At 70.7% G+C, this 14,742-nt stretch carries 12 protein-coding genes; 8 read left to right on the top strand and 4 right to left on the bottom strand.

Annotation, left to right across the window (positions count from 1 at the left end; genetic code table 11):
* Nucleotides 1–181: 181 nt before the first annotated feature.
* Nucleotides 182–1,882, top strand: a complete 1,701-nt coding sequence (locus tag ACIBM5_RS19230) for an amidohydrolase family protein (protein ID WP_396007977.1) — start codon at nt 182–184, stop codon at nt 1,880–1,882.
* A gap of 330 nt (nt 1,883–2,212) precedes the next feature.
* On the opposite strand, the gene ACIBM5_RS19225 is transcribed toward ACIBM5_RS19230, so the two are convergent.
* Entirely contained in the window at nt 2,213–2,611 is a 399-nt protein-coding gene (locus ACIBM5_RS19225; RefSeq protein ID WP_078976240.1) for an SseB family protein, read from the bottom strand.
* 232 nt (nt 2,612–2,843) lie between these two features.
* Between ACIBM5_RS19225 and ACIBM5_RS19220 the strand changes: the two genes are divergently transcribed.
* Nucleotides 2,844–4,670, top strand: a complete 1,827-nt coding sequence (locus ACIBM5_RS19220; protein WP_391587190.1) for an acyl-CoA dehydrogenase — start codon at nt 2,844–2,846, stop codon at nt 4,668–4,670.
* 611 nt (nt 4,671–5,281) lie between these two features.
* Here ACIBM5_RS19220 and eda read toward each other — a convergent pair.
* The 3 genes from eda to edd are packed head-to-tail and all read right to left on the bottom strand — an operon-like array spanning nt 5,282 to nt 8,789.
* A complete protein-coding gene (gene eda, locus ACIBM5_RS19215; RefSeq protein WP_396007976.1) occupies nt 5,282–5,902 on the bottom strand; it encodes a bifunctional 4-hydroxy-2-oxoglutarate aldolase/2-dehydro-3-deoxy-phosphogluconate aldolase in 621 nt (206 codons plus the stop codon).
* On the bottom strand, nt 5,899–6,918 hold the full coding sequence (glk, locus tag ACIBM5_RS19210) for a glucokinase (protein ID WP_396007975.1): 1,020 nt from the start codon (nt 6,916–6,918) through the stop codon (nt 5,899–5,901). The genes eda and glk overlap by 4 nt, the downstream gene beginning before the upstream one ends.
* On the bottom strand, nt 6,915–8,789 hold the full coding sequence (edd, locus tag ACIBM5_RS19205) for a phosphogluconate dehydratase (protein WP_396008152.1): 1,875 nt from the start codon (nt 8,787–8,789) through the stop codon (nt 6,915–6,917). Before edd ends, glk begins: the two co-directional genes overlap by 4 nt.
* Before the next feature lie 231 nt (nt 8,790–9,020).
* On the opposite strand from edd, the gene ACIBM5_RS19200 reads away from it, so the two are divergent.
* The 6 genes from ACIBM5_RS19200 (at nt 9,021) to ACIBM5_RS19175 (ending at nt 14,724) form a co-directional block, all read left to right on the top strand.
* Nucleotides 9,021–10,208, top strand: coding sequence for an ROK family transcriptional regulator (locus ACIBM5_RS19200; protein ID WP_391587182.1), 1,188 nt, complete (start codon nt 9,021–9,023; stop codon nt 10,206–10,208).
* A 502-nt stretch (nt 10,209–10,710) separates the two neighbouring features.
* On the top strand, nt 10,711–11,667 hold the full coding sequence (locus tag ACIBM5_RS19195) for a pirin family protein (protein WP_396007974.1): 957 nt from the start codon (nt 10,711–10,713) through the stop codon (nt 11,665–11,667).
* A 499-nt stretch (nt 11,668–12,166) separates the two neighbouring features.
* Nucleotides 12,167–12,439, top strand: a complete 273-nt coding sequence (locus tag ACIBM5_RS19190; protein WP_396007973.1) for a hypothetical protein — start codon at nt 12,167–12,169, stop codon at nt 12,437–12,439.
* Nucleotides 12,440–12,442: 3 nt separating this feature from the next.
* Nucleotides 12,443–13,411: a hypothetical protein gene (locus ACIBM5_RS19185; protein WP_396007972.1), complete on the top strand. Its 969-nt coding sequence runs from the start codon at nt 12,443–12,445 to the stop codon at nt 13,409–13,411.
* A gap of 96 nt (nt 13,412–13,507) precedes the next feature.
* A complete protein-coding gene (locus ACIBM5_RS19180) occupies nt 13,508–13,807 on the top strand; it encodes a hypothetical protein (protein ID WP_396007970.1) in 300 nt (99 codons plus the stop codon).
* A gap of 119 nt (nt 13,808–13,926) precedes the next feature.
* On the top strand, nt 13,927–14,724 hold the full coding sequence (locus ACIBM5_RS19175; RefSeq protein ID WP_396007969.1) for an endonuclease/exonuclease/phosphatase family protein: 798 nt from the start codon (nt 13,927–13,929) through the stop codon (nt 14,722–14,724).
* Nucleotides 14,725–14,742: the final 18 nt, after the last annotated feature.

Genomic DNA, 14,742 nt, shown 5'->3' with positions numbered 1-14,742 from the left:
GCCGCCGATTGCCCCCGCTGCCGCAGCCACCGCCGCTCCCGACCCCCGGATCCGCCCCCGCCTCGCCTCGCCGATCCCGCGCCGAACACCCCGCTCCGGAAGCTCTTGACTCCTTCGACACCTCGTATTAAACACACTCATTAATTAACTGAATCAAGGGCTCTGCCGAGGAAGGGACGCCATGGCGAACTACGACGTGGTCATCAAGGGCGGCATCGTCGTCGACGGTTCGGGAAACCCGCGTTTCCGGGGCGACATCGCGATCACCGACGGCGTGATCAGCCGGATCGGACGGATCCCGGCGGCGGACGCGGACCGGGTGATCGACGCGAGCGGACTGATCGTCGCGCCCGGCTTCATCGACCTGCACACCCACTACGACGGCCAGGTCTTCTGGGACCCGTACCTGACCACGTCCGGTCCGCACGGGGTGACCTCGGTGGTCACCGGGAACTGCGGCTTCGGGTTCGCGCCGGTACGCGAGGACATGCGCGAGCGCGCGATGTTGTCGATGACGGCCGTCGAGGACATCCCCACCGAGACCCTGCGCGAGGGCATGCCGTGGGACTGGGTCACCTTCCCCGACTACCTGGACAGCGTCGACCGCACCCCCAAGGCGGTCAACGTACTGCCGTACGTGCCGGTGAACCCGTTGCTGATCTGGGTGCTCGGCCTGGAGCGGGCGAAGGCCGGCGCCGAGCCCACCGACGCGGAACACGCCGAATTGGCCCGCCTGTTGGAGGAGGCGATGGACGCCGGCGCGTGCGGCTGGTCGGCCCAGTGTCTGGGCGAACCGGGCAACCCGAACGGCCGGCTGATGCAGGGCGACTTCGACGGCACGCCGATGCCCACCGACATCATGTGGCCGCAGACCCGACTCGCGCTGGCCCGGGCGCTGGGCCGACAGGGCCGCGGCTTCATGCAGGTCTCCGGGACGCAGATCACCGAGGAGGAGTACGAGCACCTGGTCGAGGTCAGCGGCCGGCCGCTGATCTGGAACGCGGTGATCGCCAACTCGCGCAGCGGCGGGTTGTACAAGCGCAAGATCGAGTGGCTGCGGCGCTGCCAGGAACGCGGCATCCCGATCTACGGCCAGGCGATGACGACCGACGTCCCGGTGCCGTTCAGCTTCCTGTACGGCGGCGTGTCCACCCGGCCGCCGGTGGCCGACATCTTCGCGGCCGAGACGGTCGAGGAGAAGATCGCGATGCTGAACGACCCGGCGGTACGGGCCGAACTGCGCGAATTCGACCCGCTGTTCTACCACCTGTACCCGGACATGAAGCTGCACCGCACGTTCACCGACGAGTACAGGCAGTACGAGGGGCTGTCGTTCAAGGAGATCGGCGCCCTGCTGGACCGGCACCCGGTGGACGTGCTGTGCGACGTGACCGTCGCGGACGGGCTGACCACGCAGGTGCACACCGGTCAGTTCAACGCGACCCTGGAGGGCCTGAAGGAACTCGTCGACTACGAGTACCTGTTGCCCGGCCTGTCCGACGGCGGCGCGCACCTGAAGACGCTGAGCGCGGGCATGTACGGCACGGAGTATCTGGTCGAGTACGTCCGCAAGCACGCCTGGACCTCGCTGGAACAGGCCCACTGGCGACTCTCCGGCCTGCCCGCCCGCTGCGCGGGCTTCACCGACCGAGGCGTGCTCGTCGAGGGCGCCGCGGCCGACATCATCGTCTACGACTACGACGAACTCGCGTACGGCGATCCCGAATTCGTCCACGACCTGCCCGCCGGCCAACTCCGCACCGTGATCGACGCCAAGGGCTACCGCTACATCCTGGTCAACGGCCGGGTCACCATCGAGAACGACGAACCCACCGGCGTGCACAGCGGCGAACTCCTGCGCCACGGCCGCCGCTCCCGCTGAACCCGGCACCGCCGAATCACGCGGATCGGGGCTTGCGCACGGGCCGACCCTGGGTAGGCATGCGGCACGACGACCAAGGGGGCGCGATGTCGAGGAAGACCCGCAAGCGCAGGTCCCGTCGCAAGAACAGAGCCAACCACGGCCATCGGCCGGCCTGATCCGGGCACCACCGAATCCGACCACGAGCGCACCCGGCCCGCGCACAGCGGGCGCGGGTGCGCTCCTGCGCGATACCCGCCACCGCGGCTGCCTCGCCGGCCGCCGTCCCGCCGGCCGCCGTCCCGCCGACCGACGGCCCGACCGGGGCCTGCGGTCGATGTGACGGACGGCTCAGCCGTACATCCGGCGCATCGCGAAGGCGATCATCTGCTCTATGGCCTTCGCGTCGAACATCACCCGGTGCTCGCCGTCCAGGTCGAGCACGAAGCCGTAGCCGTTGGGCAGCAGGTCGAGCACCTCGGCCCCGGTGACGGTGAAGTGGCGCGACTCCTCGCCTGCGTACTTCTTGAGTTCGGCGAGCGAGCTGAACATCGGGATCACCGGCTCGGGGGTGTTGTGCAACGCCAGGAATCCCGGGCGGTCACCCCTCGGGCAGAAGACCTTCGACGCTATGAAGATGGACTGGAAGTCCTCGCCGTTCATGACGCCCGTGGCGAACGCGCGCACGGCGTCGGTGAGCGCCGGCGCCTCCGCGCGGGCCTGGGGTTCTTCCGTTGCGTAGCCGTACACACCACGAGGCTAGCGGGTCGAGAGCCAGGGTTTGAGCCCTCCGTCGAGACGGTCACATGTACCTGGTGGTAACCCGATGGGAACCTCGTGGGCATTGAAAAAGTTACCCATGGGTACGATCATTATGTTACTGACCAGTACACTGGGCCTCGGTTCGGTCGATCGCTTCGGTCGATCGCGTCGGAGTTCAGTCAACGCAGTCCACAGGACGCAACCACGGGCGGAGCCTGTCATGGGTCACTACAAGTCGAATCTCCGCGACCTGGAGTTCAACCTGTTCGAGGTCTTCGGACGCGAGCAGGTCTATGGCACGGGTCCGTTCGCGGAAATGGACGTCGACACCGCGAAGTCGATCCTGGCCGAGGTCGAGCGCCTCGCCGTGAACGACCTCGCCGATTCGTTCGCGGAGGGCGACCGCAACCCACCCGTGTTCGACCCCGCGACGCACTCGGCCACGCTGCCCGAGGCGTTCAAGAAGTCGTACAAGGCCTACATGGACTCGGAGTGGTGGCGCCTCGCGCTCCCGGAGAGCATGGGCGGCACCAACTGCCCGCGTTCGCTGCGCTGGTCGGTGGCCGAGCTGGTGCTCGGCGCCAACCCGGCGCTGTGGATGTACGCGGCCGGTCCCGACTTCGCCCAGGTGCTGCACACGCTCGGCACCGAGGAGCAGCGCAAGGTCGCCGGCTTCATGGTCGACCGCCAGTGGGGCTCCACCATGGTGCTGACCGAGCCCGACGCGGGCTCGGACGTGGGCGCGGGTCGGACCAAGGCGGTCCGGCAGGAGGACGGCACCTGGCACATCCAGGGCGTCAAGCGCTTCATCACCTCCGGTGACCAGGACATGACCGAGAACATCATCCACCTGGTGCTCGCCCGCCCGGAGGGTGCGGGTCCCGGCACCAAGGGCCTGTCGTTGTTCGTGGTCCCGAAGTTCCACTTCGACCCGGAGACCGGCGAACTCGGCGAGCGCAACGGTGCCTTCGTTACCAACGTCGAGCACAAGATGGGCCTCAAGGTCTCCACGACCTGCGAGCTCACCTTCGGCGAGCACGGCATCCCGGCCGTGGGCACCCTGGTCGGCGAGGTGCACAGCGGCATCGCGCAGATGTTCAAGATCATCGAGTACGCGCGGATGATGGTCGGCACGAAGGCCATCGCGACGCTGTCCACCGGCTACCTCAACGCGCTCGAATACGCGAAGGAGCGCTACCAGGGCGCCGACCTCGCGCAGATGACGAACAAGGCCGCGCCGCGCGTGACCATCACCCACCACCCCGACGTGCGCCGCTCGCTGCTCACCCAGAAGGCATACGTCGAGGGCATGCGCGCGCTGGTGATGTACACGTCCTCGTGGCAGGACCGGATCGAGGGCGCCGCGCTCGCCGGCGAAAGCGACGAGACCGCGGACCGGGTCAACGACCTGCTCCTGCCGATCGTCAAGGGCTACGGCTCGGAGAAGTCCTACGAGCAGCTCGCGCAGTCGCTGCAGACCTTCGGCGGCTCGGGCTTCCTCCAGGAATACCCGATCGAGCAGTACATCCGGGACGCCAAGATCGACACCCTCTACGAGGGCACCACCGCGATCCAGGGTCAGGACTTCTTCTTCCGGAAGATCGTCCGCGACCAGGGCAAGGCGCTGACCGTGGTGGCGGGCGAGATCCAGGAGTTCATCGCCGCGCACACCGAGGGCGAACTGGCCGCCGAGGTCAAGCTGCTCGCGACCGCCGCCGAGGACGTCCAGGGCATGGTCGCGGCGATGATCAACCAACTGATGGCGTCCGAGCAGGAGATCGACTCGATCTACAAGGTCGGCCAGAACACCACCCGGCTCCTGATCGCCGCCGGCGACCTGGTGGTCTCCTGGCTCCTGCTGCGCCAGGCCGCCGTGGCGCTCACGAAGCTGGCCGGCACCCCCGGCCGCGACGAGGCGTTCTACCGGGGCAAGGTGGCCGCGGCGAAGCACTTCGCGCGCGAGATCCTGCCGCTGCTGACGCCGCAGCGCCTGATGGTCGAGCAGATCGACAACACGATCATGGACCTCCCGGAGGCGGCCTTCTAACCGGCCACGCCACAGCGGACCCCCGAGGCGCCGCCTCTCGCTCTCGAGCGAGAGGCGGCGCCCCGCCGCGTTCGGGGGCGGGATTGCCCCTTGTTCCCGGGCGCGGGCCGCCGAACGGGCACGGCGACCGCGGATAGGGGCGCCCTGAACCGCGTTGGGTCTCGCAATGCCCTCGATCACGGGCGCGTGCTTCGGCCGCTTCCGCGTTTGTCGCGGACATTCGTGATCGTCGAGCCGGTGCCAATGTACGGTCGCGCAAGCGAAGGCCGGGAACAGGCCGAACGGCGAGCCGCACTCGCCCACGCCGCCAAGCGACCCGCCCATGACCGGACCGTGGCAGCACGCGCGGCGGGAGTGACGGCGTGATGCCGCCCCCGTCCGAACAAGGCGCGTCAGGGTCCCGAAGGTGGTGCCTCGCGAGTCGGCGCCGAAGGCGCCCAAAAAAGAAGAGACCCGCTCTCCTCGCCGAAGAGCGGGTCCCTATTCGCGGTCTCCGCAGGTCGAACCCTCATACGACCTGCTCGTTCGTGGGCCGAACCCTCATACGGCCCACCATCCGCGGTCCGTGCCCCTGGCGCACCTCAGGGCAGAGCGCGCCAGGGGACGATCCATTACCCGCGCAGCCCCGAGGCTTCGCGAGCGAGCTTTTCCACCCGCGCCCAGTCGCGCGAGGCGACCGCGTCCGCGGGAAGCATCCAGGACCCGCCGACGCACGCCACGTTCGGCAGCGCCAGGTAGGTCGGGGCCGAAGCCGGGGTGATTCCGCCCGTCGGGCAGAACCGCACATCCGGCACCGGCGAGGCCAGCGACTTCAGGTACGGCGCACCGCCCGAGGCCTCGGCCGGGAAGAACTTCATCTCCCGCACCCCGAGTTCGCGCAGCCGCAGCACCTCGGACACCGTCGACGTCCCGGGCAGGAAGGACAGCCCGGTGTCCGCCAGCGCGCCGTACAGCGTCTCGGTGCAGCCCGGCGTGACCAGGAAACGCGCGCCGGCGTCGGCCGCCGCCTTCGCCTGATCCGGCGTCAGGACCGTACCGGCGCCCACGAACGCACCCTCGACCTCGGCCGCGATCCGCTCGATCGCGCCGAGCGCCGCCGGCGTCCGCAGGGTGACCTCGACGGCCGGCAGTCCGCCCGCCACCAGCGCACGCGCCAGCGGTACGGCCGACTCCACGTCGTCCACGATCACCACCGGGATCACCGGGGCCAGGTCCAGAGCGGACGTGCTCACGCCGCCACCTCCACGAGTCGAGTGCTGCGCGCGTCCAGCCACGCGGACGCGCCGCGCAGGGCCGGATGCGGGGCCACCACGAGCGCGGTGGAGATGCGGTGCAGGTACGGCGCCATCGTCGGGTTGGTCTCGAAGCCCATCCGGAACTCGCTCTTCAGCAACATCTCCGTGATCCGGGGCAGAATGCCGCCGGCCAGGAAGACGCCACCGCGAGCGCCCATCGTCAGGGCCACTCCGCCGGCGAACGTGCCGAGCAGTCGGCAGAACGTCTCCACCGTCGCGACGCACACCTCGTCGGAGCCGTCCAGCGCGCGGGCGGAGATGTCCGCCGGGCTGAGCGCCTCGGCCGGGACCCCGTGTACCGCGGCCGTGCAGCGGTGCAGGCGGCACAGTCCGGGGCCGGAGAGCACGTGCTCGGCGGTCACCGTGCCCAGGCCGCCGCGCTCGTCGCGCAGCACCTCCAGGGCCGCGGCGTCCGGGCCGTGTGCCGGGCGCAGCAGCACGTGGCCGCCCTCACCCGGCAGCGGCACCCAGCCGCCGCCCGGGATCGGCACCAGGCCGGCCACGCCGAGTCCGGTGCCGGGGCCGAGCACGGCCATCGGCAGCGTCGGGTCGGGCAGCCGGTCGCCGACCACGATCAGGTCGTCGCCCGCGAGGTGCGGCAGCGACAGCGCCAGCGCCTCGAAGTCGTTGATCAGGTGCAGGTCCGGGACGCCCAGCTTGACCCGGGTCTCCGCGATGGACAACACCCAGGCGCCGTTGGTCAGTCGGAACCGGTCGCCGTGCACGGGGCCGGCGACGGCCGCGCAGATCGCGCCCGGTCGGGCCGTGCCGGAACGGTCCAGGTAGTCCTCGATCGCGGCGGCCAGGTCCGCGTGGTCCTCGCTGCGCAGCCCGAGCACCCGTTCGGGTTGCCCGCCCGGCTCGGTGACCACGGCGAAGCGCGCGTTGGTGCCGCCGATGTCGGCGACCAGCCACGGGCGGTCGGGGGTCGGCTGGGCCACGGTCGGGTTCATGCGCTCGCTCCGTCGAAAGCCACGGTCGCGACCGCGCCGAACACACCGGCGCCCAAGTCGGCCGGGCCGACTCCGGCGCGCAGCGCGGTGAACAGTTCGCGTCCCGTACCGATCCACTCGGCGTCGGTCGGGGCCGCGCCGGTGACCTGGCGCCCGGCCAGGTCGGCCTGCGTGGTCAGCGTGCCCGCGACCGCGTCCACGGTCACGATGTCGCCGTCGCGGACCTTGGCGATCGGGCCGCCGGCCGCCGCCTCGGGCGTGCAGTGGATCGCGGCGGGGATCTTGCCGGAGGCGCCGGAGAGGCGACCGTCGGTGACCAGCGCCACGTGGTGGCCGCGGTCCTGGAGCACGCCGAGCGCGGGGATCAGCTTGTGCAGCTCGGGCATGCCGTTCGCCCGAGGGCCCTGGTAGCGCAGCACCGCGACGAGGTCGTGGTCGAGCTCGTTGTTCTCGAACGCGGCCAGGAACTCGGCCTGCCCGTCGAACACGCGCGCCGGCGCGGTCACCACGTGGTGCGACGGGTCGACCGCGGACACCTTGATCACCGCGCGACCGAGGTCGCCGTGCAACATCCGCAGCCCGCCATCGGGCGCGAACGGCTTGTCGTACGGCCGCAGCACGTCCAGGTCCAGGCTCTCGGTCGAGCCGTCCACCCAGACGATCGAGCCGTCCTCGGTGAGCTGCGGCTCGCGCCGGTAGCGGTTCAGCCCGTCGCCGGCGACCGTGCGCACGTCCTCGTTGAGCAGGCCGCCGTCCAACAGCGTGCCGATCAGGAACGCGGTGCCGCCCGCGGCGTGGAAGTGGTTGATGTCCGCCGGACCGTTCGGATACATCCGGGTCAGCAGCGGGACCGCGGTGGACAGCTCGGCGAAGTCGTCCCAGGTGAGCGTGATCCCGGCGGCGGCGGCCATCGCGACCAGGTGCAGCGTGTGGTTGGTCGAGCCGCCGGTGGCCAGGAGCGCGACGACCGCGTTGACCCAGGCCTTCTCGTCGAGCACCTCGCCGATCGGCGTGTACTCGCGGACCAGCGACGTCGGGTCGCCGAGCGACGTGGTGGCCGCGACCCGGCGGCCCGCCTCGTCGGTCAGCGCCTTGCGCAACGGCTGGTCCGGGTGCACGAAGCTGGCGCCCGGCAGGTGCAGTCCGAGCACCTCCATGACCAGCTGGTTCGTGTTCGCGGTGCCGTAGAAGGTGCAGGTCCCGATGCCGTGGTACGCGCCGGCCTCGGCGTCGAGCAGTTCCTCGCGGGAGACCTTGCCCTCGGCGAAGCGCTGCCGGACCCGGGCCTTCTCCTTGTTGGGCAGACCCGAGGACATCGGGCCGGCCGGCACGAAGATGGTCGGCAGGTGCCCGAAGGACAGCGCGCCGATCACCAGGCCGGGGACGATCTTGTCGCACACGCCGAGCATCAGCGCGCCGTCGAACATGTCGTGCGCCAGCGCCACGGCCGCCGCCATCGCGACCACGTCGCGGCTGAACAGGGAGAGCTCCATGCCCGCGCGGCCCTGGGTGATCCCGTCGCACATGGCGGGCACGCCGCCGGCGAACTGGGCCACGCCACCGGCCTCGGCGACCGCGGCCTTGAGCTGCTCGGGGTAGGTGCGCAGCGGCTGGTGCGCGGAGAGCATGTCGTTGTAGGAGGAGACGATCGCGACGTTCGGCTTGACCGGACCCTGGGGGCCGGTGCCGCGCAGAGCGAGCTTCTCGCCGGGCGAGCAGGCGGCGAAGCCGTGGGCGAAGTTGGCGCAACCGAGCTGACCGCGCGCGGGAGCCTCGGAGGCCGCCGCCCGGATCCGCTCCAGGTAGGCCGTACGCGTGGCGGCACTGCGGCGCGCGATGCGCTCCGTCACTGCGGCCACCGTCGGGTGGATCCTCTGCTCGCTCACGATCTTCGTGCCCCTGCTGTCAGCGGCCTGCTCTGCCGGTTCGGGTACCAAACTAGGGGTACTTTTGCCTCTTGGCAAGCAAAAGAGTGACGCTCGGGTGTCGAAGTAGTGAACTTAGGGCTTTGACCGAGGGAAAGCCGCCCTGGTTCACTGGATGGCATGGCCCGACGCGCGAATCCCATCCCGCACAGCAGTGCAGGCGAGGTCCTTCGCCTTGTGCGTGACGGGGAAGCCGAGACCCGGGCCGACGTCGCCCGGCTGACCGGGCTGTCCCGATCCGCCGTGGCGGCTCGGATCGACGAGCTGGTCGACGCCGGCCTGCTCGCCGAGCGGGCCGACGGCGTGTCCACCGGCGGCCGACCGCCGATCCGCCTCGAACTCAATCCCGACGGCGGCCTGGTGCTGGCCGCCTCGCTCGGCAGCAGTCGCGGCCAACTCGCGGTCTGCGACCTGACCGGCCGGGTGCTGGCCAGCCGGGAGACCCAGATGGCCGCCCAGGGTGGGCCGGACGCGGTGCTCACCGGACTGCCGGCCTGGATCGACACGATGCTCGCGGAAGAGGGCTTCGACCCGGCGCGAGTACGCGGCGTCGGGGTGGCCGTGCCCGGCCCGGTCGAACTGGACACCGGCCGCGCGGCCGGCGCGCCGACGCTGCCCGGCTGGGACGGGGTGGCGATAGCGCCCACCCTGCAACGCCGGTTGCCGGTACCGGTGTACGTGGACAACGACGTGAACGTGATGGCCCTGGGCGAGTACCGGGCCCGGGCCGACGCGGGCGACCTGGTGTTCGTCAAGGCCTCCACCGGCATCGGCGCGGGGATAGTGGCCGACGGCAAGGTGTACCGGGGCGCGCTCGGCGCGGCCGGCGAGATCGGCCACATCCCGGTGGCCGGCGGCACCGGCGTGCGGTGTTGGTGCGGGAACGTGGACTGCCTCGAAGTACTGGCCAGCGGACGGCACTTGATCGAGACCCTGGCCGCGCACGGGGCACGCTTCCCGGACGGGCGCGAGGTCTCCAGCGTGCGGGACGTGGTTGCGCTCGCGGCGGCCGGTCAGCCCGAGGCGGTTCGACTCGTGCGCGAGTCCGGGCGGATGCTCGGCGAGGTGCTGGCGAGTGTGGTCAACGTGCTCAATCCGGCGGTCGTGGTGCTGGGTGGCGACCTCGCCGACGCGGGCGATCCGCTGCTGGCGGGGGTGCGGGAGGTTGTGTACAAGCGGTCCACGGCCGTGGCCACGCGGGAGCTGCGGATCGTGCCGAGCGTGTTGGGGGAGGCCGCCGGGCTGACCGGCTGCGCCTTCATGGCCTTGGACCAGATCCTGTCGCCCGACTCGGTGGACACGACACTCGCGCGGCTCGCGGGTGGGCGATCGTTGCCGAGTGTGAATCGGGCGCTCCCGGCCTGAACTCGGGCCGGCGGCTTCCGGGTTGCCTCGGGCGCACTCGGACCCGGCGGTGGCTGGTCGCCCTCGGGCGCAGGCCTCAAGCGCCGGCCGGCTGCTGTGTGTTCGTCCGCCGTTGAGCGTGGGTTGCTTCGGGTTCGCCTCAAGCGCCGGCGGGGCTGGGTGGCCTCATGCGCCGGCCCGGGCTGGCTCGCCTCAAGCGCCGGCGGGGCTGGGTGGCTTCAAGCGCCGGCGGGGCTGGTTCGTCTCAAGCGCCGGCGGGGCTGGGTGGCTTCAAGCGCCGGCGGGGCTGGGTGGCCTCAGCGCCGGCCGGGCTGGTTCGTCTCAAGCGCCGGCGGGCCGAGTGGCCTTGGGCACCGGCCGCGCCTGCTTCGGCTCGCGCCCGCTGGGCCGAGTGCTGCGCGGAAAGGGATCCTCCGCGTGGGGAATGTTGAGTGGGCAACTACTGTTGGAGCGAGCAGGGCCCGGGGAAGCCGGGACCGTACTCGTATCCGAGGAGCAGGCCATGCCCGCCGTCACCGTTTCCAACCCGCTGGCCCTGCCGCGTCTGCCGGAACCCGGTCTCGACGCGCGGCCGCGCTCCGTGCTCGCCGTCACCACCGCGCCCACCGGCGTCGAGGGCGAGGGCTTCCCGGTTCGCCGCGCCTTCGCCGGGGTCGATCAGAGCCGTCTCGACCCGTTCATCATGATGGATCAGATGGGCGAGGTGGACTATGCGCCGGGCGAGCCCAAGGGCACCCCGTGGCACCCGCACCGCGGCTTCGAGACGGTCACCTACCTGATCGACGGCGAGTTCGTGCACCAGGACTCGGCGGGTGGCGGTGGCGTGATCACCGACGGCGACACGCAGTGGATGACGGCCGGCTCCGGCCTGCTGCACATCGAGGCACCGCCGGAGGCGCTGGTGACCAGTGGCGGTCTGTTCCACGGCATCCAGCTGTGGGTCAACCTGCCGTCCGTGCAGAAGATGGCCGATCCGCGCTACCAGGACATCCGCGCGGGTGACGTCAAGCTGCTCGCGTCGGACGACGGCGGCGCCCTGGTGCGGCTGATCGCCGGCTCGGTCGGCGGCTTCGATGGGCCGGGTATCACGCACACCCCGATCACGTTGCTGCACGCCTCGGTCAATCCGGGTGCACGACTTTCGCTGCCGTGGCGCAAGGACTACAACGCCCTGGTGTACGTACTGTCGGGCTCCGGCACCGTGGGGACCGATCGTCGACCGATCGAAACCGGCCGGCTCGCGGTGTTCGGGGCCGGGGACACGATCGACCTCCAGGCCGATGCGCGACAGGATTCGAACAAGCCGAACCTCGAGGTGATCGTTCTCGGTGGACAGCCGATCGGCGAGGAAGTCGCCTGGTATGGCCCGTTCGTGATGAACACGCACGCCGAACTGGCGCAGGCGTTCGACGACTTCAAGGCCGGTCGGATGGGAAGGATCCCGGCGGACCGGATCTGACGGCCGGTCAACAGTGGCCGAAGATCATCGGCAGGGAATCTGACGGGTCGTCAGAGCCCTTAGGGTGCAAGGGAATGCCTCACAGGGGCGAGCGCGTGGGCTACGCAACGGAGCCGACCGGTCGCCCCTTGACGCTGTCCCGCCCACTGGCCACACTGAACAAGGTCAAATGGAACGTACCGGTTTGCCGCGCTATGAGCGCGGCCTGCGGAAAGAGGAGTGGAGCCGTCACCTCACCACCGTGAGCTCCGCCGCCGGGCCGAAGTGGCCCCGGTCGACGGCGCGATGTGACACCGGACGAGAGGAGTCCGCGTATGTCCTGGCCCTCCCGGGTGGCACACGGCATCGGCGACGGTGACCGACGGCCGCCCCACGCTTCATATTTCGCCATCTCCCCGACCGGTTCGTGGGTGATCGGACCGGCTTCGACCGGTACGTCGCCCACGGGTTTTCCGTCGACCCGTGCGTGGCCCGGTGCGACCGGGCCATGGGGGCCCTGATGGCCACCGACTGGCGCAAGAAGTTCGTGGAGAGCACGGTCAAGACCCGGGCCTCGTCCACGAACTGGATCGCGCTGAAGATCATCCACTCGAACGCGCTCACGATGCTCATCCTCGGCACCGCCGCGGTGTTCGCGGTGGTCCTGCACCTCAAAGGACGTGCGCGCGACGGTGAGTTGTTCGCGCTCGCGATCGCGGTGCCGTGGATACTGGCGGCATATCGGCACAGCCGTGCCTGCAAGCCGTGTCCACGTCAGTCGGGAGGGGGATAGGCGATGAGCGCGTACGAACCGCCACCGCCCCCCGAGGCACGCGGACTTCGGCTCGGGGACCTGGTCCGTCGACGCCAACTCGCCGACCCCGACGAGGAGGAGCCGGCCTTCCCGGCGCCTCGCGCGGAGCGTGCGAGCAAGCCCTCGCGCGCGTCGAGCGCACCTCGGGTCGACGAGGAGCCCTCCTGGCGGCGGGAGTTGCGGGAGCGTCGGAAGCACGAGCGGGACGCGGCGGCCGCAGCCGAGACCCGGCGTACGACCGAGCGCGCGGGTGGTCCGTCCACGCGCCCCGGACGCGCCGCCGAGGACCGACGCGCCGAGGAGGCCCGCCGAGCCGAGGCGCAACGGGCCGAGCGCGGCACCGCCGATGCGGCGGGTCGGCCGGCGCGGCCCACGGTGCGGCACGTGATGAAACCCCGCGACCCGGGGCGCCTCAACGCTCCCGCGACGCCCGTCGAAAGCGCGCGCAAGCTGCCGTGGCGCAAGTCGGCCAAGGCGGCAGGCCCGGCCGCGGGCGCCGCCGCGGCGGGTTCCGCGGCCGAGACCGCACGCGGTGCGACCGCCGCCTCCGGGCTGAGCAGGTTCGTTCGCCGAGGTCCCGCGGCCGGTGCTGCGGACGATGCCGCCGGAGCCGCCGATTCCGGTACGCAGGGCGCGGGTTCGGGTACACCCAAGGTGCAGCCGCCGTTCGTGGGGGGTGCCGACGGGAGTGTCGGACCCACCCGGGGTCCGTTCGGTGGAACCGACCTGATCATGCTGGTTCCCGCCGGATTCGCCGCCTACTACGGTGCGGGGCTCCTCGTGAGCTGCTCGTCGGAGGCGAACTTCATGGCGGCCTTCTGCCTGTGGCTCATGATGGGCTTCTGGATCGTGATCGTCAGCGCGAAGTGGCCGCTGCTGCGGCTGATGCGCTGGGCCTGGGTGCTCGCCGGTCTGATGGCCGGCGCATCCATCCCCATCGGTGGCGGGTGACGGTGCGTGCGACGTGAGTAGCTTACGAACCGTCATATCACGGGTACGCCAAGGCAAACAGGGACCGGCGGACTACCGCAGGACCGGAGGGGAATCATGCACATGTCGCTGAGCGCCGTGGCCGCTGCCGCGCCCGACTCCATCGTCGAGCTCCAATTGGCGCTGCCCAACGAGACGAGCAGCGCCGGTCGCGGAGTGACCGTCGGTGTCCCGATCCTGATCATCTTCATTCTCTTCTACCTGGTCACCCACAAGAACTACAAGATCGGTGGCCTGGTTCTGGCCTTCGTGGCCGGCGTGATGTTGTCCGGTACCCAGGTGGCGTCCTCGCTCTCGGAACTGGTCGACCACTTCGTCACGGCCGGCGTCAACGCGGTCAGCGACGTGTTCAGCTGAGCCGGGGCCGCACGGGCCGGGCCGCACCGCGGTCGGGCCCGGCGGCCGTGGCACGAACGCGCGTGGTCGACGGGTGACGTCCGGCGTGCGGTGGTCGTCTCGGTGGTAGTCCCCAGGACATGAGCGATGGTCCCCGGGACATGAGCGATCCGCTGCACGTGATGACGTTCAATCTGCGCGGCCCGGAGAACCCGGCGCCGAACTCGTGGCGGGAGCGCTTTCCCCTCGTGGTGGAGACGATCCGCCGCGAGCACCCGCACGTGCTCGGCACCCAGGAGGGGCGCTGGCATCAACTCCGGCCGCTGGCCCGCGAACTGCGGGCCGAGTACGACTGGATCGGCCTCGGGCGCGAGGGGGGCAGCGGGTCCGAGTTCGGTGCGGTCTTCTACGACGTCGAACGTCTTGAGCCGTTGGCCTTCGACCACGTGTGGTTGTCCGCGTTCCCGCGCCTGATCGGATCGCGTACTTGGGGCAATTGGCGGCATCCCCGGATGATGACCTGGGTCCGCTTCCGGGATCTGGACTCCGGCGGGGAGTTCGCCTTCGTGAACACGCACTGGGATCACGTCTCGGCCAACGCCCGACGCAAGAGCGCGCACGCGCTGCGGGCTCTGTTGGCCCGCCGGTTCGCCGGTGAACCAGCGATCGTGGTGGGCGACTTCAACGTCGGTACCGACAGCGTTCCGTACGCCGTCCTGACCGCGGGTGGGCTGCTGCGGGACGCGGACCCGACCGGCACGACCCGGACCTACAACAACTGGGAACCACCGGTCGACGGCGAGCGGATCGACTGGATCCTGGCGACCGCCGATTTCGTCGTGGTCGACGCGCGCACGCTGACCTGGACCAGGGACGGCCGCTGCCCGTCCGACCACTGGCCGGTCCAGGCGTGGCTGCGTCGGCGAACGGCGTCCTGAGCCGGAGTCGGTCGGCCC

It is taken from the genome of Embleya sp. NPDC050493 (assembly GCF_044458105.1).
Taxonomy (GTDB): domain Bacteria; phylum Actinomycetota; class Actinomycetes; order Streptomycetales; family Streptomycetaceae; genus Embleya.
This window is presented reverse-complemented; position numbering and strand designations above follow the sequence as displayed.